Below are 21,130 nucleotides of genomic sequence, written 5' to 3'. Positions count from 1 at the left end.
GTTTGCATCATGCCCAGTACGGCGGAGGCCGTCGCCGGCGTCCCTGATGGGGCGGTGGTCCTGATCGGCGGGTTCGGGTCGGCCGGACAGCCGGTCGAACTGATCGAAGCATTGCTGGACGGCGGTGCGCGGGAGCTGACCGTGGTCAGCAACAACGCCGGCAACGGCGACAGCGGTCTGGCCGCGCTGATCCGGGACGGCCGCGTGCGGAAGATGGTGTGCTCGTTCCCGCGGCAATCGGACTCCTGGCACTTCGACGCCAAGTACCGCGCCGGTTCCATAGAACTGGAGCTCGTGCCGCAAGGGAACCTGGCCGAACGCATCCGCGCGGCCGGGGCCGGTATCGGCGCGTTCTTCACTCCGACCGGTTTCGGCACACCGCTTGCTGAAGGCAAAGAAACGCGGATGATCGACGGCCGCGGCCACGTGCTGGAGTACCCGATCCACGGTGACGTCGCGCTGGTGGCGGCGTACCAGGCGGACCAGCTGGGCAACCTCGTCTACCGCAAGACCGCACGCAACTTCGGCCCGATCATGGCGGCCGCGGCCAAGACGACCGTGGTGCAGGTGGACAGCGTCGTACCGGTCGGGGCGATCGATCCCGAGAACGTCATCACGCCCTGCCTGTACGTCGATCGCGTCGTCGCCGTGCCGCGGACGGTGGCGGCATGAACGGTATCGATCGGGACACCCTGGCCAAGGTCGTTGCCGCCGACATCGAACCCGGCTCGTTCGTCAACCTCGGCATCGGCCTGCCCACCAGGGTCGCCAACTTCCTGACGCCGGACAGCGGCGTGATGCTGCACACCGAGAACGGCATGCTCGGCATGGGGCCGGAGGCTGCCGGTGATCAGGTCGATCCCGACCTGGTGAACGCCGGAAAGATCCCTGTCACCGAGCTGCCCGGGGCGTCGTACTTCCATCAGGCCGACTCGTTCGCGATGATGCGCGGCGGTCATCTCGACGTCTGCGTCCTCGGCGCCTACCAGGTCGCCGCGAACGGCGACCTGGCCAACTGGCACACCGGTCGCGCCGACGACATCCCGGCCGTCGGCGGTGCGATGGATCTGGCGCTGGGCGCCAAGCAGACGTTCGTGATGATGAACCTGCTGTCCCGGGACGGCTCGCCGAAGCTCGTTGCCGAATGCACCTATCCGTTGACCGGCGTGGCCTGCGTGTCCCGCGTCTACACCGATCTCGCGGTGTTCCTGATCGAGCCGGGGCGGGTCGTCGTACGCGAGCTGTTCGGTATCACTTTCGACGAGCTGCAGAAGCTTGTCGACGTACCTCTGGAGCAGTCATGATCGGCTCGACCAGGGTCGGCATCGTCGGCGGCGGTCCGGCCGGATTGATGTTGTCCCACTTGCTACAGGTGGCCGGCATCGACTCGATCGTGATCGAGACCCGTAGCCGGGAGGAGATCGAGCAGACGCACCGTGCCGGCATCCTGGAGCGGGACAGCGTCCGGTTGCTGGTCGAGTCGGGTGTGTCCGATCGGGTGCTGCGGGAGGGACACGAGCACCAGGGGATCGACCTCCGGTTCGGCGGGGTCAGCCACCGGATCGACTTCCAGGGACTGGTCGGCGCCTCGGTCTGGCTGTATCCGCAGACCGATGTGTTCATCGACTTGGCTTCCGCGCGGGAACGGGACGGCGGCGATGTGCGGTACGGCGTCACCGAGACGGCAGTCGTGGATGTCACCAGCGATCGGCCGGGAATGCTGTTCACGGACGCGGAGGGCGTACGGCAGGAAGTCCGCTGTGATGTCCTGGTCGGCGCTGACGGTTCGCACAGCATGACCCGGTCGACGGTGGTCGATCGGAAGGACTACTTCCGGCAGTACCCGTTCGCGTGGTTCGGCATCCTGTGTGAGGCGCCGCCGAGCGCGCCCGAGCTGATCTACACCCGCTCGGAGCGCGGCTTCGCGCTGATCAGTCAGCGCACGGATTCGGTGCAGCGGATGTATTTCCAGTGCTCGCCGGACGAGTCGGTCGACGACTGGTCCGAGGACCGGATCTGGGCCGAGTTGCAGGCCCGGCTCGCCGGAGCGGACGGCTTCACGTTGAAGGAGGGCCGGATCTTCGACAAGACGGTCCTGCCCTTCCGCTCGTACGTCTGCGAGCCGCTGCGGTACGGCAATCTTGTGCTGGCCGGCGACGCCGCCCACACGGTCCCGCCGACGGGCGCCAAGGGGCTCAACCTCGCCCTCGCCGATGTCCGCGTGCTCGCCGAGGTGCTGGAGAGCGCCGTACTCAAGAACGACAAGGCCGCGCTCGACAGCTACACCGCACGTGCGTTGGACCGGGTGTGGAAGGCGCAGTACTTCTCCAACTGGATGACGACGATGCTCCACGCCCTCCCCGACGCCTCGGACTTCGACGTACGCCGCCAACTCGCCGAACTGACCGCGGTGGTCGACTCGGAACACGCCAGCCGCTATCTGGCCGAGTGCTACACCGGCTGGCCAACCCCATGACCCCAAGCCCCGTCACGCAGCCTGGGTGGTCTTCTCTCCGAGCGTCTTTCCCTTGTCAAGGAGGTTGCCGGCGGTCCGATCGACGAAGGTGGTGAGCGCTTCCTGAGCCGCTCCGAAGATGATGGCGAGGGCGGCCAGCTTGCCGCCCGCCACCGCCTGCGTGGTGGGGGTGAGCGCAGCCTGGAGCAGAACGACGCCGACGACGGCGGTCAGCGCGCCGGCGGGGATCTTCAAGGCGATCTGTGCCAACTGCAGGCCGACCGGCTGCGAAGAGCCACGCAGGTTGCGCAATCCGGCCACCGCCCCCACCAGGCCGCCCAGCACGCCCCACAACTCGATCGACGCGATCTCGCCGTACCCGGTCGCGGCGCCGGCGGTCGAAGCCGCGCTTGACGTCGACGTGGTGCCCGACCCGGTCTGGTTCGGGGTCGCCGAAGAGCCGGCGCCCGGGGTGGGCGTTGAAGACGACCCGCCGGAGACTGCAGGATGCAGGTCCAGCAGCTTCGAGTCGGCCTTCGCCGCGAAGAGGGGAAAGACCAGCGCGGCCACGGCAAGCACCAGGATCGCGACGGTCAGCGCGTTGCGATAGCTGCGGGCACTGGACGGGACCGAAAGCTGGGCGTCGTTGACCGCCCGGGCAGCGGCTCGGAAGGCCTGCCGGTCGGCAGCAGTGAACTGTGGCACGTCAAGCCTCCGGCATTTCGGAGCGCCCGTTGAGGTCTTGTGCCCCGGCCGCCAACCGCTCGGCTCCGATCGCGGTCAGCGCTGCATCGATCTGGAACAGGTACATCTCTCGCCGGGGATCGTCTGAACTGAGGTAGGAGCGCACGGCAGTGCGAAGACCGGGGAGCCGAGCAGCCAGGGCAGCGTCGCTCTGCACGAGCATGAGATCCTCACCGGCCCGGTAGACGGACGCCAGTGCTGCCTGATAGGCGCCGCTGGCCCCGAAGAGCCGGCGCCACCAGCTCTGCGCGAAGTGCTCTTCGAGGACCTGGTCGGCTTCGGCGAGATGACGGTTGATGCTTTTGGTCCGCGAATCATCAATTGTCAGTTGCTCGCTGGGGACGTCCGGCTGCGCGGTGACCGCCGCGTTCATGTCGGCCCGCAGTCGCTCGGCCTCATGATGCACCCGAGCCGCCCAGCCGGACCTGCCACGCAAAGGCCCCCACCGCGGGGGCCTCTTCCGCTCGGATGATTCGGGCCGCGCCACGTTCCACCCTCCAATATCCGATGGATTGCGTAAATGCAAGGATAGCGCTCGGGGCCGGAAATGGAATACGCCGTCGTTTCCGCGCCGGAATCACAACGCGACGTCGAATTGATCTGCGGCCGCACAATACGTCGACGCTTATCCATCTTTCGCGGTTCTGGTCGGGTTCCCGGCGGTGTGGGACTCGATGGTCCGGAAAGTCGTCATGTGAACGAGGTCTCTCCCCAGAGGTCGGCGACGGTTTAGCCGCGCGAGGGCGGTTCGTTCACTGTGATCACCGGCATCCTGGCTCGCGAGCCGATCCGGACGGGAAGTGTGGCCACGGCGGTCAATGGCGCGCTCGAAGCATGGGTAGTCGCCAGCGCCGGAGAGCTGTGGGGCCGGTATCGCATCAACGCCGTCAGCCCCACTGTCCTGACCGAGTCCGCCGACAAGTACGCCGACGCGTTCCCCGGCTATCCCACCGTCGACGGTTCCGTGGTCGGACAGGCGTTCGTACGCTCGGTCGAGTCGATGGAGACCGGTCAGGTCTACCGCATCTGACGATCAGCTGTCGGTGAGGGGGAATTCGGCCATCAGGGTCGTTCCCAGGCCACGGGGGCTGTCGAGGGTTACGCGGCCGCCGAGGGCTTCGACGCGGTCGCGGAGGCCGAGGAGTCCGGTGCCTCGGGTGAAGTCCGCGCCGCCCTGTCCGTCGTCGTGGATCTGGACATGCAGTACGCCGCCGACGATGTTCGTACTCACGGTCAGCAGCGAGGCGTGGGAGTGCTTGGCCGCGTTGGTCAACGCCTCGGACACGAAGTAGTAGGCACTGACCTCGAGTCGTTCGGACAGCCGCGGCTCGGCGCGGAGGGCCAGTTGGACGGGAATCGCCGACCGGCGGGCCAGTGCTTTGAGGGCTGGGCTGAGGCCGCCCTCGGCGAGGATCGCGGGGTGGATGCCGCGCGCGGTCTCGCGGAGTTCGTCGAGCGCATCCGTCAGTCCGCCGGCGAGCTGATCGAGTTCGGAGCTCAGCTCGACCAGCTCCGACGGAACCTTCGCCTGAGTCGTCTGCAGCCGCATCGCGAGCGAGACGAGCCGTTGCTGGGCGCCATCGTGCAGGTTCCGTTCGATCTGGCGGCGCGTACGGTCGGCGGTGACCACGACGCGAGCGCGGGACGCCATCAGTTCGGCCCGGGCCTCGGCATTCTCGATCGCGGTGGCGACCAGCTCGGTGAAGCCGGCAATCTGTGCCTCGGTGTTGGCCGGGAACGGGGTGTCGCTGGTCGTGGAGGCTGCGATGACGCCCCACAGCCGTCCGCCGACCTTGATCGGACACCCGATCGACGACCGGATCCCGAGCGCCTGCGCTTCCCGGGCGATGGCGCCGGACGCACCGGCGAAGCTCTCGAGCCGGACCAGACCGCCGCTGTCCCGGACATCACGGGCGACGCTCAGTCCGTCGAGCTCGAACCGCTCTCCTACGGCCAAGTGGGCGGGGACGCGGCTCCACGCGGCGACGCCGGTCACCATTCCGTCCGGTTCGTAGCGCTCCATCCTGGCAAGATCCGCGTCGCAGAGCCGGCCGACCTCTTCGGTCACGGCAGTGAACAGGACGGCAGGAGGCACGCCTCGCGCCACCTGGGTCGCGACCCGACGCAGCGCCGACTGCTCGTCCGACAAGCGTTTGGCGACCAGCGCCGCCCGCCGTAGCCGAGATGCGAGCTCGCCCACGACCACCGCGGTGACGAGAAAGACGCCGAGCCCGATGGCGTTCTCGGCGTCGGCCACCAACACGGAGTGCAGCGGCGCAACGAAGAGGTATGCGTACGTCCAGACGCTCAGCACGGCCGTGACGACCGCCAGCGGCGTACCCCAGAAGACGGCGATGGGCAGCACGGCGAGCAGGTAGAGCACCAGCAGGTTCAGGGTCGGCACGTGCGGCTCGCCAAGCTTGACCACCCCGGTCACGGCAGCGACCAGCAGGCCGGCTGCGAGCAGACCCATCAGCCGGCGGATCCCCGGTGAACGCGTCCGGCGCAGCGCCATCCCACCACTCCCTGATCGAACGCTAACCGAACGGGTGGAGACTTCGGCACCTTTCAGCGGTCTACGTCTTCGAATCGACCAGTGATCCGGACACTCGTTCCCTTGTCCTGCCAGCCGGCTACGTGGGCGATCGCTTCAACCACGAGTACGACGGCCGCGGCGTCCAGATACCGGATTTCGGCGCCAAGTCCGACGGTGTGCTTGTGCCCGTCGGCGATCGAGCAGGCGATTCGCAGCACACTGTGATCGGACGACTGCTGATCGGGTTCGAACTCTATGGCCGCACCCCAGTCGATAGAGGCGATAGAGCAGATGGTCCCGTCGGGCGCCCAGGCGTGATCGTCGGCCGTGACACAACGCCGACGGAAATCGTCACGCTCGAGCCAGGCTGCGTGCACGATCAGCATCTCGACGGCGGCCTCGACGCCGTACATGCCGGCTGCCCAGCAGCGCAGCATCGGTGCCAGTTGATCCGGGGTCAGCTTGACCGGATCCAGATTGGCCATGAGATCCGGTTCCCCCCTTTTGCCGGCCCATGCCCTTCAGGCCCGGTGAGACTTCGGGAGGCGGGTTGGCCCGCGGTGACACTGGGTACGGGTGTCAGGGTGCTGGTTGCGAAGCGATACAGGTTGGGTCCCTCGATTGGGCGCGGCGGGATGGGAGAGGTGTTCCGCGCCACCGATGAACAGCTCGGGCGGCCGGTCGCGGTCAAGTTGCTGCTGCCGTCCGACCGGGATCCGAGAGCGGCCGAGCGATTCCATCGCGAGGCGCGAGCCGCCGCCCGGTTGAGTGATCCGCATGTCGTCTCTGTGTACGACTTCGGTCACCACGGTGAGGGCTTCTTCCTGGTGATGGAACTGGTCGAAGGCCGGACTGTCGCCGAGGAAGTCGCCCTGCACGGACCGCTGCCGAAAGATCGCGCGATCGACATCATCGAGCAGGCCGCCGCCGGACTCGCCGCGGCGCACCGGGAGGACGTCGTACATCGTGATGTGAAACCGGGCAACCTGCTGCTGGCGGCGGATGGGACCGTCAAGGTCGCGGACTTCGGTATCGCTCACCTGCCCGGTGAGGGGACGAGCACGCTGACGGCGACCGGTCAGCTCATCGGCAGCACGCTTTACATTGCGCCGGAGCGGGCGAGGGGCGCGCAGGCCGGCAAGGCGTCGGATGTGTACTCGCTCGGTTGCGTGCTGTACCAGCTGGTCACCGGTGAGCCGCCGTTCCAGGCGGAACATCCGGCGGCGATTCTCTACCAGCACGTCGACACCGCTCCGGTACTTCCGAGTCTGGACCGCCCTGAGCTTGGTGGGACGTTCGAGAACGTTCTGCTCCAGATGCTGGCCAAGGACGCCGCTGATCGACCGTCCGCCGCCGAGATCGCGGTGGGCGCTTTGCGTGCTCATGACCCCGGCCCGGTCGCGGCCGTTCCCGTTCCCGTTGCGGCGGCTTTGGACGCCGAGGCCGACGCCGGCCCTGTCGGGGCGCCGAGTTGGATGCGGAGCAAGACGCTGCTGGCCGGAGTGATCTCCGTACTCGCGACGGCAGCGGCTGTGCTGGCCGGGATCTTGCTCAACGGCAACGAAACACGACTGCCCCCGACAACCGACGTCAACCCTGGACCCAGCCCGAGTACGGCCGTGAAACCTTCCACACCAAGAACCACAACCGGCCCGACTGAGGCCCGGACGACCAGGACCACTTCGACTCAACCTTCCCAGTCAACGACGCCGCGCACGTCGTCGCCTCCTACTACCACGTCGACCCCCACGACGTCGCCGAGTGAGCCGACGCAGAGCAGCACTCCGCCGACCACACGGGCAACACCGTCGACGACACCATCCCCGTCGAGCACTCGCCCAACCAGCCCCGCCACAACGAAGCCTCCAGTGACAACCACTCCGTCAACAGGTACGCAGGCCAGCGCAACACCGCCCCCGGCAGCGGACTAGCGACATTCGACGGCGTGAGTTTGTGGCCTGCCACGACATGGCCGGGTTGTGCTCAGTCGGCGACGGCGTACGACGACGAGCCCGGCTGGGTGGCGATGGCGCAGCGAGCGGGCTTTGCGCTCGTACTGCCGCAGCAGCAGTCGGCCAACAACGGGAGCAAGTGCTTCAACTGGTTCGAGTCGGCGGACACGGCCCGGGGATCGGGGGAGGCACTGTCGATCAAGCAGATGGTCGATCGGCCAGTCGGTGGCCGAAGGTGTCGATCTGGCACGGCACTGCCGACTACACCGTTGCCTACCGCAACCTTATGGAGTCGATGGAGCAGTGGACCGACGTGCACTCCGCGGATCAGGTCGCGGACGCCACCGAGACCGTCAACGGCGCCACCCACAAGACCTACTCGGACAGCGCCGGCACGCCGGTGGTCGAGACCTGGTCGATCCCGGGGATGGGTCACGGCCAGCCCATCGATCCTGGTACCGGAGCCGGGCAGTGCGGCGTCGCGGCGCCGTACATCCTCGACGTCAACGTGTGCGCGGCCGCCCACATCACTCACTTCTGGGGGATCAGTTGAGTGTTAGGGCGACGGCAACCCGGGCAGCCACGCCGGCGTTGTTCCGGGCCAAGGCGAGATTTGCCGGAATGCTGTGGCCGTCGGTTTCCTTCTCGATCCTGGCGAGGACGTACGGCGTGACCGCGGGGCCGGTGACTCCGGCGCGTGCACTCGATTCCAGGGCCGTGGCGAGTACGGCGTTGATCCGCTCCTGCGGGATCTCATCGTCGACGGGAATCGGGACGGTGAGGAGGACGCCCGTGGATGGCCGGGTCCGGAAGCGAAGAACGTCACAGACCACCCGCTCGTCCTCGACCCGGTGGGGGACTGGCAAGCCACTTGACCGGGTGTAGAAGGCTGGGAACCAGTCGTGCTGCCAGCCCAGGACCGGTACGCCGGCGGTCTCGAGGTACTCGAGCGTTCGCGGCAGGTCGAGGAACGCCTTGGCTCCGGCGCTCACGGTGATGACCGGGTGGTTGGCGATGGCGTCGAGGTCGGCCGAGATGTCACCGCTGACTTCGGACCCACGATGAACGCCGCCGATACCGCCAGTCGCGAACACCGAGATGCCGGCTGCATGAGCCAGCGCAACCGACGCCGACACCGTGGTGACCCCGACATCCCATCCTTGCGCCTGAGCCACCGACAGGTCCCGCTCGGCGACCTTCCGCGTGCCCTGCAGCACCCGCTTTTCTTCATCCGCCGAAAGCCCGACATGCGGCCGCCCATCGAGTATCGCGGTCACGGCCGGCGTAGCGCCGTACTCGAGAACCGCCTGCTTGCAGGCCTCGAGCGCCTCACCATTCGCAGGCGCAGGCAACCCCAGCGTCGAGAAAATCGTCGACTCCAAAGCAACAACAGCCCGCCCCTCAACCAGAGCCCGCGAAACATCCGCACCCAGAACGAGTCGCTCCTCGGCACTGTCACTCACTCGCAGCTCCGTTCTCGTAAGTGGTCAACGCGGCACCCGGTTCGCACAGGACCCTGGCAGCGAGGCGATGGCCGGCCTCCACCGCCTCGACGACAACGTCCTTAACCAGATCACCCACGCATACAAGCACCCGGCGGCCTCGCGCCGACTCCTCCGTCAACCTGTTCACCCCACAGACCGCTACGACGCTTCGTTGTCCTCCCACGCCAGTGAGCTGATCCGCCAGCCGGCCGGTGTGCGGACGAACTGGGTGAGTTTGCGGCCGGAGCCTTCGAAGGGTTCGCCGTCCTTGACGCCGGACTTGCGGTAGTCGCTGACGCGATGCGCGATCGAGCCCAGGATTTCGGTCCGCTCGGCGACCTCCCATTCGGAGAACTCTGTGAGCGTCCCGTCGGTGAGGATCTTCTCCCGCGGTACGACGAACCCGTCGAGATCGTAGACCACGGGCCCGGCCCCGGCCTGACTGATGATCATTCCTTCCGGAATGAACACCTCACGCACAACATCGACGTTCGGCCGACGGCCCCCGGTGTTGTCGAACGCCCCGAGAAAGGCAGTCATCAACCGATCAAGCTCAGCCTTGTCACCCAGCGGATCAGCCACCATCGATCTCCCTTCCCAGAAACAGACGTCGTCCGACCGTATCCTGCCGGACCGGCTCACCTCAGTGGCCACGGCGCGGCCCGATGTGCGTCGGCGGGGCTGATCACAGCCGGCTGCTTTGGTCTACGCCCAGGCGTCGCATGGCTTCGGCGAGCGGGGCGACGGTTTGTACACGGACCTCGCCGGTGCTGTGATCGGTCACCTGGTGCCACTCGTGGTCGGTCACGTAATACACGTGCGGGCTGACCGCGCCAGGTCGGCTGCTGAACAGTGTGGTGGCGAGTGTGAGCAGCATGTCCAGGGCGGTGACCACGGTGTGGTCGCGGAGCACATGCACGAGCAGCATGTCTCGTGCCGGCATTGCGACGAGGCAGCCAAACGGAGGATTCTCGACCCGCATCGACTCGCGGAGCACGGTGTCGAGGACCAGAGCCCGGGAGGCGGTGAACATGCTGCCGGTCAACACGGTGACCTCGGCACCGTTGTAGTGCACGTGCTCAACCTCGTCGTGAAGACGGCGTAGGTTCGCCAGGCCGAGCCGGGCGGCTTCGTCCCAGGTCACGCCGAGGCTGTCGATGTCGAAATGCATCGCCACCGCGCGGCCGGTGTACGTGGCCGGAGCGGTGAGTACGCCAGGGACGAACTCGGGCACGCGTTCGGCCCAGTCAGCTCTGATTGTCGACGCGCACACCAACCGAAGGTAGAGCTCGCTCTCCAGATCGTCCGGAACAGACGGCGGATCGTCCAGTGCGATCATTTGGTCGAAATGCGCCGCCACCGCCGTGCGCCACCGTTGGCGCGGTAGCTCGGCGACTGTCCTGGCGAGATTCGCCAGGCCGGCGAACATGCCGTCTCGCACCGGAACACCGTCGTCTCCGACCGGCACCAGTGCGCCTTCACCGTCGTACTGCATCGGCAGCCCTCGCTGTGCGACCGCCTCCTCGGCCAGACGCACGAGCCGGACCGCCTGAGTCATCGTCAACGGTGTCAACACCGGATGCGGCCGCTTCCCATCCACGTCATCGCGCCGCCGGCGGCCTCCACGGCCACTCGCACGACCGTCATTCCCAGCACTCATCGAGCACCTCCTTTGCCCAGAAACATATGGGCTTTCCGACGCGCCGAACGGACGACTTTGCAACCTGTGGATAACCGCCGCAGCGAACGGCGTGGCTGGGTGGGCGCAGGCGGTCAGTGGATGACGTCGTACACCAGTTTCTGGATTCCGTTGGGGTAGGACTCGCTCTCGAGGAGGTTGAGCTTCTGCTTGTCCTTGTCGGTGTCGCTGAACAGTCGCTTGCCGGCGCCGAGCAGGACCGGGAAGACGAGCAGGTGGTAGCGGTCGATCAGGCCGGCGTCGGACAGGTTGCGGTTCAGGGTCGCGCTGCCGTGGATGATGATCGGCCCGCCGTCGGTCTCCTTGAGCGCGGCGACGTCGTCCAGGGAGCGCAGGATGGTGATGTCGCCCCAATTGGAGACCAGTTCCTCGTCCTTCAGGGTGGTCGAGACGACGTACTTCGGCATCGTGCGGTACCGCGGGAACTCCTCGGTCATGGACGGCCAGACCGGCGAGAAGGCGTCGTAGCTGGCGCGGCCCATCATCATGGCCGCTGCCTCGTCCTGCTCGCGGCCCTTGAGCTCGTAGGCGGCCTCGTCGAACTCGATGTCCTTGAACGTCCAGCCCGAGTTGCGGTAGCCCGGCTCCCCGCCGGGTGCCTCGACGACGCCGTCGAGGGAGACGAACGCGGTGGCGATCAAAGTACGCATCGAATGCTCCTTGCTGTGGTTTGACGTGCTGTCGTGAACGCGTCGAACGGTAGCTGCCGCACTCGACACCTTGCCCGGAAAACTCTCGATGCCGATCGAGATCTTGGCAACGTTCTGTAGTGGAGGGATAGTTTCGCGTAAGGGGGCGGGATCATGAAGGTTCGGGTTCATCACAACGGTGACGATGTTTTCGTGGCGTGGAAGCCGGAGGGGTTCATCGCCGGGTGCCGGGGGTTCGCGCTGCTGCGGCGGCGTAACGGGGTGGAAGAGGTTGTCAGTACGTGGGTCGGGTTCGAGGACGACACGGCCAAAGACGGTGAGCGGCGGGCGTCGACGAACTGGCCGATCCAGAAGTACCAGTGGACCGACTACATGGCGAACCCCGGCGACCGGCTGGCCTACCGGGTGCTGGCGATGGTCGGCCCGGACAAGGCGAACCTGAAGCCCGACCCTGGGGCGGCCAGCGAGTGGACGCCCGAGGTGACGCTCAGCCATGCGATGACCGGCGGGATCGAGGTCGTCTTCAACCGTGGAATCGTGGCGTCGCAGTGGGTGTCACGCCGGCTGGGTACGACCGATCACGATCTGCAGAACGCCAGGCTGACGGAGGTCATCGCGACCCCGGACGACAAGTTCCGCGACTACTTGGCCGGTCCGCTCGGTGAGCGTCTTTTCACTCTGCTGGACACCGCGGCCGCCCGGAAGCAGCACGTGTACGCCGTTTTGTACGAGCTGGACGATCCACAGCTGATCGCCGGCCTGATCAAGCTCGGTGACCGGGCGCACGTCGTACTGGCGAATGGAAGTGTGAAGAAGAAGGGGCTGGATCAGAACGCCGAGGCGCGGGCCGAACTCGATGGCAAGGTCGAGCTGCACCATCGGATGCTCTCGCCGCGGGCGCTGGGTCACAACAAGTTCCTGGTCGTGTGCGATGAGGACGACAAGCCTCGGTGGGTGTGGACCGGCAGCCAGAACTGGACCAAGACCGGGTTGTGTACGCAGGCCAACAACTCGGTGCTGATCGACGACGCCGGGATGGCGGGGGAGTACCGCAAGCAATGGGATCTACTGCGTGACGCGGGCGACACGACGCCCCAGACTCTGCGCGACAGCAACAGCCGGTCTCGTGACCATGCGGTCGGCCGCTTGTGGTTCACGCCCACGACCGGCCGGGTGGATCTTGCCGACGCACGGGAGATCGTCATGGGCGCCGAGCGCGCGGTCTTGTTCCTGATGTTCAATCCCGGGCCGCGCGAGACGTTGCTGAACGCGATCATCGAGCTGTCCAGGGCCGGGCATGCGGGCAACCGGCTCTACGTTCGCGGTGTCGTCAATCAAGACCCGAGTACGACGAAGAGCCCGGTCGAGCTGTTCTCCCAGCAGAACCGGGACAAGACCGACTACGGCGTCGTACTGCCGGCGGCCGTCGACGAGCCGACCAAGTTCTTCCGGCGAGAGCTGCGGAAGCTGGACAAGGCGTTCGCGATGGTGCACAGCAAGGTGATCGTGGTCGACCCGCTCGGCCCGCACCCGGTGGTGCTGACGGGATCCCACAACCTCGGCCCGAAGGCGAGTTCGACGAACGACGAGAACCTCCTCATCATCCGCGACAACCCTGAGCTGGCCGACGCCTATGCGACGAACATCATGGCCGTCTACAACCAGTACCGTTGGCGCTTCCGCCGCAGGTTCCAACCGCCCGCCCAACGCTGGAAAGGCCTTGTCGACAACGACACCTGGCAAACCGGCTACCTCAAACCCGACAGCCCATCGCTGCGGGAGATCGACTTCTGGGTCGGCAACTGAGCCGAAGCCTTGACCACGTAATCCAGTCGGAGCAGCGTGGACGGTGGCGCGCGCGGCGCTGGGGTGGCGGGTGACCACCGGCTCCCCATCGGCCGTTGGCCGATGGGGAGCGGCTATGTCAGTGGCAGGTGGTCGTGCCGCTGTCGGCGTACGTCTTGCCGGCTTCGGGGACGAATTGCCAGTCGTAGCTGTTGGCGTGCAGGGTCAGCTTGAGTACGCCGTACGTGTCGCTGTTGCGGGCCTGGCTGTTGGGCTGGATGGTGCCGAAGCCGTAGTGGCTGGCACCACCCATGCCGGCGACGAACTCGCGGATACCGCGGGTGTTGTCGAGTCCGCCGGCCGGGTTCTGCGGTGCGAACCGCTCGTACTGGTGGTTGTGGCCGGTGACGACGACGTCGGCGTTGAAGTCGTACAGGGCCTGGAAGAGCGGCCTGGTCGCGGTCTCCGGCGCGTGGTTGGCGCCCGAGGTGAAGAGCGGCTTGTGCCAGTAGGCAACCGTGCACGGCTTGCTGCTGGCCGCGAGGTCGGCCCGCAGCCACTGCTCCTGCGCGGAGCCGGCGGACATGCTGACCTCGGAGTTGAGCGAGACGACGTGCCAGTTGCCCAGGTCGTAGGAGTAGTAACCCCGGCCGGACGGACCTGCGGCCGCGCCGAAGTAGCTGTAGTAGCCGGTCGCCCCGGACGTGTTGTATTCGTGGTTGCCCGGCGCCGGCTTGGTCCGCGCCTTGTGCCGGCCCCACGTCGGCTCGTAGTACGTGTTGTACTCCGACAGAGTGCCGCTGTCGTACGCGTTGTCGCCCGCCGTGAACACGGTGCCCGGGATGTTGTCGAGCAGCGCGGCGGTGGCGGTGTCACCGGAGCCGGAGTTCGCGATGTCGCCCGCGCCGACGAGCACAGGGTCACCCGACGGCGGCGGTGTGGTCGGCGGAGGCGTCGAGGTGGACGTGTTGATCACGAGCTGAGGCGCGTTTGCGCCGCTCTCGCGGGAGTCGTAGTAGGCACCGTCGGCGCTGGGCGAGGTGGCGCCGAAGCTGAAGGTTCCGTTCCCGGTCACGACCGACGTCACGTCGATCTCGTACCAGGTGCTCTTGGTGACGGAGCCGATGGTGCCCAGCGTGGCTCCGTTGATGGCCGGCTTGTTGTTCCAGGTCGTGCCGGTCTCGGACCACGTGGTGCTGGTCATCGACTTGAAGGTGCCGCCGTTGTTGCTGCCGCCGTTGCCGCTGACGGTGTGGATCCGCAGCTTGGCGCTGGTCACCGGCTGGGTCACGCCGCTGACCGTGGACTTCAGGAACGACTGGCGCACCGGCGAGTTGTCCACGACGACCTGGGACGAGGTGCCGTAGTTGGTCGACGGGGTGGTGTCTTGGACGTAGGTGTCGGCGACCGCGGTGAACGTGGTCGCGGCCGCACTGGCTGTCGGGGCGTTCGTGAGCAACAGTGCGACGGCAGCGGTCGTCAGCGCGACCGCTCCTCCTGCCGTCGCTGGTGTCCTAAGGCGGATGCCCATCAAGTGCTCCTTGTGAGGTGAGGGCTTTGGGGGACACCGCGAACCTAGGGACCGGTTCGGAGCCATCGACAGATGACTTAGGTGAACGTTGTGAGTGCGGTGGGTGAGATCCGCTCGATTGTCCTGACGAAACCGGCTGTTCATCGACTCCATACCTACGGTGCGTGGTGCTCGTGGCGCGGGCATCGAAGGATGGCTGGTCGTGTACTTGTCCACGATCGGCCGGCCCAAAGCTGCCGACCTCCGCCGGCTGCCGGTCAGCGCGAACGTCTTTGCCCTCGGCGCGGTCAGCCTGGTCACCGACGTCTCCGCGGAGATGGTCACCGCGGTTCTTCCCCTCTACCTCGTCCTCGGCCTCCAACTGAGCCCGGCGGCGTACGGCGTCATCGACGGGACCTACACCGGCGCCACCGCGTTGCTGCGGATTGTCGGCGGGTACGTCGCCGACCGGGTACGCAGCCGCAAGACGATCGCAGGCATCGGCTATGCGCTCTCGGCCGTGGCCAAGCTCGGTCTGCTCGCGGCAGGCCGGTCGGTGGGCGCGGTCGGTCTCGTGATCGCTGTCGATCGCACCGGCAAGGGGTTGCGTACGGCGCCCCGGGACGCGCTGATCACCCTGTCGACACCACCGGACGCTCTGGGCAGGGCGTTCGGCGTACATCGGGCGATGGACAGCTTTGGCGCCTTCCTCGGCCCGCTGGTGGCATTGGCAGTGCTCGCCGCCGCCGGGCAGTCCTTCGATGCGGTGTTCGTCACCAGCTTCTGCATCGCTGTCCTGGGTGTGGTGCTGCTCGTGCTGTTCGTCCGCGATCGACGCGACCCGCAACCCGTGGCTGTCCCAGTCTCACCTCGCAGCGCTGTATCGCTACTGCGGGCCGCGCCGGTCCGTCGCCTCGTCCTCGCCGCCTGCTTGCTCGGGTTGGCCACCGTCGGCGATGGCTTCGTGTACCTGCTGCTGCAGCGCCGGGTTGAGCTGAGCGCGGGCTGGTTTCCGCTGCTGGCGGTCGGCACCAGCCTCAGCTACCTGCTGCTTGCCGCTCCGCTAGGCGCTCTGGCCGACCGAATCGGCCGACTGCCCGTGATGCTGGCCGGCTACAGCACGCTCGTCGCCGTCTACCTGTTGCTGTTCGGGCCACTCGACGGTTGGCTGCTGATCGTGCTCACAGTTGGCCTGTACGGCGCCTTCTACGCCGCTACCGACGGCGTGCTGATGGCTCTCTCAGGCCCGCTGCTGCCTGAGCAGCTGCGCACCACCGGCATCGCTGTTATCCAGACCGGCCAGGCATTGGCCTACCTGGCTTCCTCGGTCTTGTTCGGGATCGCTTGGCAGGCATGGGGTCCGGCCGCTGCCAGCCGGGCGGCGGCCGCGGGCGTCGTACTGGCGATCATCGCCACAGCCATGCTGCTTGCTCGACGAGCGGGGGTAGAGAGTTGAGCTGGAGATCCCGGATCGCGATCGTCGTCGCCACCACCGTGGTGCTCGCCGCTGTTGCCATCGGCTACATCCGATTGGCCGCTGACCGGGCCACCGGTGATACCGCTGAGGCAGTCACGTCTGACCGCGTGACGCTCTCTCCCGGGCCACGACTGCTGGTGGTCAGCAACCGCCATCTCACCACGGTTTCGCGAGATGACCCGGGAGGTCCGCGGACGGCCGCCCCGCTGGAGTGCGTCCGCGTCTACGCCGCGGCAGGTACCGGTGCCTGCATACGTCCCGACTCGGCGTGGTCCTACCACCTGGTCGTCCTCGACCAGGAGCTCCACGAGAAGCGATCGATCGCCATACGCGGTCTGCCCAACCGAGCCCGCGTCTCGGCCAGCGGCCGCATGGTGGCGTGGACCAGCTTCGTCGGCGGCGACTCCTACAATCACGGTGGTTTCTCCACCCGCACCGGTGTCCTCGACACCCGTACGGGCGCGCTTGTCACCACGCTGGAGAAGTTCGCGGTGACCCGGCAAGGCCGTCCTTACCAGGCGGCCGATCTGAACTTCTGGGGCGTCACCTTCACTGCCGACGACAACCGGTTCTACGCGACCATGGCGACGGCCGGCCGGCGGTATCTGGTCGAGGGCGACTTCGCCGCGAGAACCGTTCGTACGCTCAAGGAGAACGTCGAGTGCCCGTCGTTGTCACCTGACGGCACGCGCATCGCGTTCAAGGAGGCCATCGGCGCCGACCCCACTCGTGGCTGGCGCCTGTCCGTGCTCGCTCTTGATTCGATGCGGGTGACGGCGCTGGCCGAGCGGCGCAGCATCGACGACCAAGCGGCGTGGCTCGACAACACCACACTCGCCTACACAGTGCGAGACAGCAGCGGCGACCCCGATGTCTGGTCCGTGCCCGCCGATGGGTCCGGCGCACCCCGCCTGCTGATCCCCGACGCCGATTCCCCGGCCGCACTAGGCTGACTGGGTGACTTCACCAGCTCTGGACGTGGCGGATTGGCGGCGGAGGGTGTTTGCGCTGTACGGCGAAGTACGCGCGGCAAGCGACGCGGTCGAGGGGCATGCGATGTGGCGGGCTGGGCGGGACGAGTTGCTGGCAACACATCCTGCGTCGCCGGTGCCGGTCGAGGAACGGGATGCATTTCGCGGCGTTGAGATCGGGGAGTATCAGCCGCGGTTGAGGTTCGAGGTTGCCGTCGACACCGAGGTGGAGTCGGTGCGTTGGGAGGTGCCTTCGGCAACGGATGGCGTCATTCCCTTCACCCGGGTCGGGGTGCTGCACCTCCCGGCGGTCGGCGACTTGGATGTGTGGTGGCTCGAGTCGTACGGCGGTGGCGTCTTCGTGCCGGTCAAAGACACCCTCGCCGGCAAAGGCACGTACGGCGGCGGCCGCTATCTGCTGGACACGGTCAAGGGTGCGGACCTGGGCGGCGACTTTCGCGAAGGCTGGCTCGTCGTCGACTTCAACTTCGCCTACAACCCGTCATGCGCCTACAGCCCGCTGTGGACCTGCCCACTCGCTCCGGCAACCAACACGGTCGCCGCACCTCTTCCAGTCGGCGAACTGACCGCCTGACCGGCGCCGTCTCAGGAAGGTTGGCTCCGCGACAGAACCTTCACAATCAGGCGGTGCGGGGCGCCCAGCGGAACGTCGAGATGGCAACGGTGGTTGCCGCGAGCCCCCAGGCGGCGACGATGCCGAGGTCGGTGAGCTCGAGCCCGGCGCCACTGGTCGCCGGGTCGAAGACGGTCAGGAACGCGTCGTAGAGCCGCTTCACCGGGAAGACCTGCGCGACCTCGCGCACCCCGGAGGGGATGAGTTCCTGGGGAATGAAGACGCCGGAGATGAAGTACAGCGGCAGGGTGACGGCGTTCGTGATCGGCACCGCCGCGTCCTGGGAGGGGATCGCGGTGGAGACGGCGAAGGCGAGGGCGGAGAAGGTGAAGGTCCCGACGACGAGCGCGAGCAGGCCTGCCGCGATGGTGGTCGTCGGTACGGCGACGCCGTACACGAACCGTCCGATCGCCGTGAGTACGACGACGAGCAGGATCGCCGCGGCCGCGGACGTGATGAGGCGACCGGCCATGAAGGTCGAGGTCGGCAGGGGAGTGGTGCGGAGGCGCTTGAGCAGGCCGCGTTCACGGGAAGCGGTCAGCGAAACGGCCTGGTTGGCGAAGGTCGACTGGATCAGCCCCAGCGTCACGATCGCCGGCAGGTAGTAGGTGGATCCCCGCACCAGCTCTCCGTCGGCGAGTTCCATCCGCTGGTTGCCGAACACGGTGACGAAGATGATCAGGAACATGATCGGCAGCACGAACGCGAAGAAGACGCTGCTCGGGCTGCGCCAGAACACCTTCCAGTCGTAGCGAAACTGATGCCTCATCCGTGGGTCCCCGCGGTGAGGTCGAGGTAGACGTCTTCGAGGCTGGGACGCCGTACCTGCAAGTCGGCGAGGTCGACACCGTTCTCCACCGCCCAGGCGGTCAGCGCATAGACCACTGGCAGCGGCTCGTGAGAGTGGAGTTCGACGCGGCCGTCGGCCATCGCGGTCGGCTCGAACCGCGCAGGGAGCTCGACGCTGTCGGCGAGGCGGAAGGTGATGCGGGTCGCATGCCCGGCGACCAGTGACTCCGGCGGGCCTTCGGTCCTGATCCGGCCGTCCACGAGGATCGCGACCCGGTCCGCGAGCGCCTGCGCCTCGTCCAGGTAGTGGGTGGTGAGGAGCACTGTCTTGCCGGCGTCCCGCAGGGTGGAAATGATCTGCCACGCAACGCGTCGCGCGGCCGGATCGAATCCTGTCGTGGGCTCGTCGAGGAACAGCAGCTCAGGATCACCGACCAGCGCAATGCCCAGGTCGAGCCGGCGCTGCTGGCCGCCGGACAGACGGCCGGCGCGCGTATCGCCCTGTTCTTCCAGACCGACGAGCCGTACGACGTCCTCGACCGGGAGCGACCGCGGGTAGTAGCCCGCGAACTGCCGCAGTGACTCGCGAACGGTCAGCGCAGGCTCGACCTGCCAGCTCTGCAGCATCACCCCGATCCGGGCACGCCACGCCCGATCGGCCCGCGCAGGATCGGCCCCGAGCACCTCGACCTTTCCCGCGGTCGGATGCCGGTACCCCTCGAGAATCTCGACCGTTGTCGTCTTGCCCGCGCCGTTCGGGCCGAGGAAGGCGAAGATCTCTCCGGCCTGCACCTCCAGGTCGATGCCTCGCACCGCCTCGTGCTGCCCGTAGGTCTTCCGAAGCCCTTCGACGGTGATCACGGCGTGCCGCTACTCGCGCCAGCCGGTCAGTTCGACGGACTTGCCGGTGTCGACGCGGAAGCCGAGCTTGATCTTGATCTCCTCGCCGGCGGCCAGCTCGAGCTTCCAGGTGACGACGCCGAGGTCGGTGGTCTCGGCCGGCTCCGGCTCGGCAGTGACCGGTTTGACCGTGATCTCGTGGTCGCGCGCTACCGGCAGCTGGTCGAGGACCGTGACCTTGGCTCTGCGCGGGGTGTGGTTCTCGATCTTGGTTTCGTATTCGACCTCGCGGCGGCGCGTCGATCCGAGCGTGGCCTTGGTCGCGGTACGGCGTACCAGCTTGCGCTCGACACGGATCCGATCGTCCAGGCCGAGGGCGAGTTCGACGTCCTCGCCGGGGGCCCACAGCGGCAGCGCGGCCGAGCCGACGAAGTCCGCCTCGTGGAAGACCGCGGCTTTCCCGGCCGGCAAGGTGTGGGTGGACGAGTTCACGACCGTCGCCCGCAGGTGGACGTCGGTCGAGCGGACCGGCGCCGTGATGTAGTCCAGCTCGGCGTCGAGGTCGATCGCGGCGATCGTCGCGCGGTGCGAGGCGCCGTCCGCGGGTATGGCGACCGGCCGCGGCGGAGTGTAGGTCGCCGCGGTGACGCCCTGCTCGACGGTCGCAGCAAGGTCGGCGAACGCGGCCGCCGGCGCCGCGGCCAACTCGGCGCGGGCGCTGTCGGCGCCGTACGCGGCCTCGCTGGCGGCGAGACTCAGCGGGACGGTGGCCGGCGCGAGCGGCACCGGCGGGTGGAACCGGTCCAGGTACCAGGGGTCGAGCTCGGGCACCTTCGCGGTCAGCGTGGGCCGGGCCGTCGACAGCGTGAGGTCGCACTCGGGCCAGTCCTCACCGGTGTGCTGGGTGATGAGGCCGTACCAGTTGAGCGTGAGCTGGTCGCCCTTGAGCCGGACGTCGTACGAGCTCCTCCAGCCGGCGACGGGGACGACGTACGAGAGCTCGATCTCCACTTCCGCCTCGGAGTCCAGCGCCAACGCGATGGCGGCCGAACGACGGTCGGGCGGGCGTTGCTCCGCGATCGCGGCAAGGCGGCGGTCGGCGGCTGCGAGGCGTTCCTCGGCTTCACGCAACTGCGTGGCCAGCTCACGACGCTTCGCCCGTACGGCGGACAGCCGGGCCGCGAGCGACTCGGTGAACCCGCCCAACTCGTCACCGGCGCCGGAGGCCAGCGTCCGTGCGAAGCTACCGCCCGCTCGCCGGCCAAGCTGGGCCAGGAACGCGTCGAGCTGAGCCTGGACGTCGTCGGCGTCGGTCAGCTCCGCAACCTCGACCTCGACCTCGCGGCGTTGCCGCTCCAGCTCGGCCACGGCCTCGTCCGGCGCCTGCGGGTGATACCGCGTCGCCACGTCCACGCCCAGCACGGTGGCCGGTCCGCGGCCGGCGACCCGGACCGAGTCCTCCTGCAACACGAGCGGCAGCGGCTCGGCGTACACCGTCTGGTCGCCCGCCGGTACGGTGATCCTGCCGCGCCGAGTGACCCGCGCACGGTCCGGATAGACCGTGACGGCGGCGATCGGAGCGTCCACCACGAGTTGGGTCATGT

22 protein-coding genes and 1 pseudogene are annotated in these 21,130 nt (G+C 67.5%); 11 read left to right on the top strand and 12 right to left on the bottom strand.

Annotated elements, in window-relative coordinates; translation table 11 throughout:
* Positions 1-9 precede the first annotated feature (9 nt).
* Genes EV646_RS07895 through EV646_RS07885 form a run of 3 tightly spaced genes read left to right on the top strand, consistent with a single transcriptional unit; the run spans position 10 to position 2,476 of the window.
* Positions 10-672 (top strand): 3-oxoacid CoA-transferase subunit A, encoded by a 663-nt coding sequence (locus EV646_RS07895; protein WP_241995543.1) that lies wholly within the window; start codon positions 10-12, stop codon positions 670-672.
* Complete coding sequence (locus EV646_RS07890) at positions 669-1,304, top strand: 3-oxoacid CoA-transferase subunit B (RefSeq protein WP_132145527.1); 636 nt, start codon at positions 669-671, stop codon at positions 1,302-1,304. The genes EV646_RS07895 and EV646_RS07890 overlap by 4 nt, the downstream gene beginning before the upstream one ends.
* Complete coding sequence (locus EV646_RS07885) at positions 1,301-2,476, top strand: 4-hydroxybenzoate 3-monooxygenase (protein WP_132145525.1); 1,176 nt, start codon at positions 1,301-1,303, stop codon at positions 2,474-2,476. Before EV646_RS07890 ends, EV646_RS07885 begins: the two co-directional genes overlap by 4 nt.
* 12 nt (positions 2,477-2,488) lie before the next feature.
* Here the strand turns inward: EV646_RS07885 and EV646_RS07880 are convergent, their stop codons facing one another.
* Both EV646_RS07880 and EV646_RS07875 read right to left on the bottom strand, forming a co-directional pair.
* The gene (locus EV646_RS07880; RefSeq protein WP_132145523.1) at positions 2,489-3,160 is read right to left on the bottom strand and encodes a hypothetical protein; all 672 of its coding nucleotides are present in this window, start codon (positions 3,158-3,160) and stop codon (positions 2,489-2,491) included.
* 1 nt (position 3,161) lies between these two features.
* Complete coding sequence (locus tag EV646_RS07875) at positions 3,162-3,572, bottom strand: hypothetical protein (RefSeq protein ID WP_132145521.1); 411 nt, start codon at positions 3,570-3,572, stop codon at positions 3,162-3,164.
* 384 nt (positions 3,573-3,956) lie between these two features.
* On the opposite strand from EV646_RS07875, the gene EV646_RS07870 reads away from it, so the two are divergent.
* A complete protein-coding gene (locus EV646_RS07870; protein ID WP_132145519.1) occupies positions 3,957-4,229 on the top strand; it encodes a Rossmann-fold NAD(P)-binding domain-containing protein in 273 nt (90 codons plus the stop codon).
* A 3-nt stretch (positions 4,230-4,232) separates the two neighbouring features.
* Here the strand turns inward: EV646_RS07870 and EV646_RS07865 are convergent, their stop codons facing one another.
* Together EV646_RS07865 and EV646_RS07860 are read right to left on the bottom strand one after the other, a co-directional pair.
* Entirely contained in the window at positions 4,233-5,714 is a 1,482-nt protein-coding gene (locus EV646_RS07865) for a sensor histidine kinase (protein WP_132145517.1), read from the bottom strand.
* Positions 5,715-5,767: 53 nt separating this feature from the next.
* The gene (locus EV646_RS07860; RefSeq protein WP_132145515.1) at positions 5,768-6,220 is read right to left on the bottom strand and encodes a hypothetical protein; all 453 of its coding nucleotides are present in this window, start codon (positions 6,218-6,220) and stop codon (positions 5,768-5,770) included.
* Between the two features lie 45 nt (positions 6,221-6,265).
* Between EV646_RS07860 and EV646_RS07855 the strand changes: the two genes are divergently transcribed.
* The 3 genes and pseudogenes from EV646_RS07855 (at position 6,266) to EV646_RS39905 (ending at position 8,240) form a co-directional block, all read left to right on the top strand.
* Positions 6,266-7,666, top strand: a complete 1,401-nt coding sequence (locus EV646_RS07855; RefSeq protein WP_338419246.1) for a serine/threonine-protein kinase — start codon at positions 6,266-6,268, stop codon at positions 7,664-7,666.
* Between the two features lie 95 nt (positions 7,667-7,761).
* Positions 7,762-7,857: pseudogene (locus EV646_RS40920) on the top strand (hypothetical protein); the annotation flags it as partial.
* Between the two features lie 65 nt (positions 7,858-7,922).
* Positions 7,923-8,240 carry an alpha/beta hydrolase family protein gene (locus tag EV646_RS39905; RefSeq protein WP_241995528.1) on the top strand — a complete coding sequence of 106 codons (318 nt, stop codon included), beginning with the start codon at positions 7,923-7,925 and terminating at the stop codon, positions 8,238-8,240.
* Here EV646_RS39905 and EV646_RS07845 read toward each other — a convergent pair.
* The 4 genes from EV646_RS07845 to EV646_RS07830 form a co-directional block, all read right to left on the bottom strand.
* Entirely contained in the window at positions 8,233-9,150 is a 918-nt protein-coding gene (locus tag EV646_RS07845; RefSeq protein ID WP_241995527.1) for a pseudouridine-5'-phosphate glycosidase, read from the bottom strand. The two genes, EV646_RS39905 and EV646_RS07845, sit on opposite strands and share 8 nt — an antisense overlap.
* 180 nt (positions 9,151-9,330) lie before the next feature.
* On the bottom strand, positions 9,331-9,756 hold the full coding sequence (locus EV646_RS07840) for a nuclear transport factor 2 family protein (RefSeq protein ID WP_132145508.1): 426 nt from the start codon (positions 9,754-9,756) through the stop codon (positions 9,331-9,333).
* 100 nt (positions 9,757-9,856) lie between these two features.
* Positions 9,857-10,831: a DUF1444 domain-containing protein gene (locus EV646_RS07835; RefSeq protein ID WP_132145506.1), complete on the bottom strand. Its 975-nt coding sequence runs from the start codon at positions 10,829-10,831 to the stop codon at positions 9,857-9,859.
* Between the two features lie 113 nt (positions 10,832-10,944).
* Positions 10,945-11,520, bottom strand: a complete 576-nt coding sequence (locus EV646_RS07830; RefSeq protein ID WP_132145504.1) for a dihydrofolate reductase family protein — start codon at positions 11,518-11,520, stop codon at positions 10,945-10,947.
* Between the two features lie 153 nt (positions 11,521-11,673).
* On the opposite strand from EV646_RS07830, the gene EV646_RS07825 reads away from it, so the two are divergent.
* The gene (locus EV646_RS07825) at positions 11,674-13,326 is read left to right on the top strand and encodes a phospholipase D-like domain-containing protein (protein WP_132145502.1); all 1,653 of its coding nucleotides are present in this window, start codon (positions 11,674-11,676) and stop codon (positions 13,324-13,326) included.
* Between the two features lie 118 nt (positions 13,327-13,444).
* Here EV646_RS07825 and EV646_RS07820 read toward each other — a convergent pair whose 3' ends face one another.
* Positions 13,445-14,836, bottom strand: coding sequence for a CBM96 family carbohydrate-binding protein (locus EV646_RS07820; RefSeq protein ID WP_132145500.1), 1,392 nt, complete (start codon positions 14,834-14,836; stop codon positions 13,445-13,447).
* A gap of 202 nt (positions 14,837-15,038) precedes the next feature.
* Between EV646_RS07820 and EV646_RS07815 the strand changes: the two genes are divergently transcribed.
* Genes EV646_RS07815 through EV646_RS07805 form a run of 3 tightly spaced genes read left to right on the top strand, consistent with a single transcriptional unit; the run spans position 15,039 to position 17,858 of the window.
* Positions 15,039-16,271, top strand: a complete 1,233-nt coding sequence (locus EV646_RS07815) for an MFS transporter (RefSeq protein ID WP_132146107.1) — start codon at positions 15,039-15,041, stop codon at positions 16,269-16,271.
* Positions 16,268-17,245 carry a TolB family protein gene (locus EV646_RS07810; RefSeq protein ID WP_199236862.1) on the top strand — a complete coding sequence of 326 codons (978 nt, stop codon included), beginning with the start codon at positions 16,268-16,270 and terminating at the stop codon, positions 17,243-17,245. The genes EV646_RS07815 and EV646_RS07810 overlap by 4 nt, the downstream gene beginning before the upstream one ends.
* A 4-nt stretch (positions 17,246-17,249) precedes the next feature.
* The gene (locus tag EV646_RS07805; protein ID WP_199236861.1) at positions 17,250-17,858 is read left to right on the top strand and encodes a DUF1684 domain-containing protein; all 609 of its coding nucleotides are present in this window, start codon (positions 17,250-17,252) and stop codon (positions 17,856-17,858) included.
* Positions 17,859-17,904: 46 nt separating this feature from the next.
* Here EV646_RS07805 and EV646_RS07800 read toward each other — a convergent pair whose 3' ends face one another.
* From EV646_RS07800 to EV646_RS07790, 3 genes are read right to left on the bottom strand one after another with little or no spacing between them, the layout of a single operon-like run.
* A complete protein-coding gene (locus EV646_RS07800; RefSeq protein ID WP_132145496.1) occupies positions 17,905-18,666 on the bottom strand; it encodes an ABC transporter permease in 762 nt (253 codons plus the stop codon).
* Complete coding sequence (locus EV646_RS07795; protein ID WP_199236860.1) at positions 18,663-19,547, bottom strand: ABC transporter ATP-binding protein; 885 nt, start codon at positions 19,545-19,547, stop codon at positions 18,663-18,665. The genes EV646_RS07800 and EV646_RS07795 overlap by 4 nt, the downstream gene beginning before the upstream one ends.
* 9 nt (positions 19,548-19,556) lie before the next feature.
* Complete coding sequence (locus EV646_RS07790; protein WP_132145494.1) at positions 19,557-21,128, bottom strand: DUF4139 domain-containing protein; 1,572 nt, start codon at positions 21,126-21,128, stop codon at positions 19,557-19,559.
* Between the last annotated feature and the right edge of the window lie 2 nt (positions 21,129-21,130).

This window comes from Kribbella antiqua (assembly GCF_004345665.1).
Classification (GTDB): domain Bacteria; phylum Actinomycetota; class Actinomycetes; order Propionibacteriales; family Kribbellaceae; genus Kribbella; species Kribbella antiqua.
This window is presented reverse-complemented; position numbering and strand designations above follow the sequence as displayed.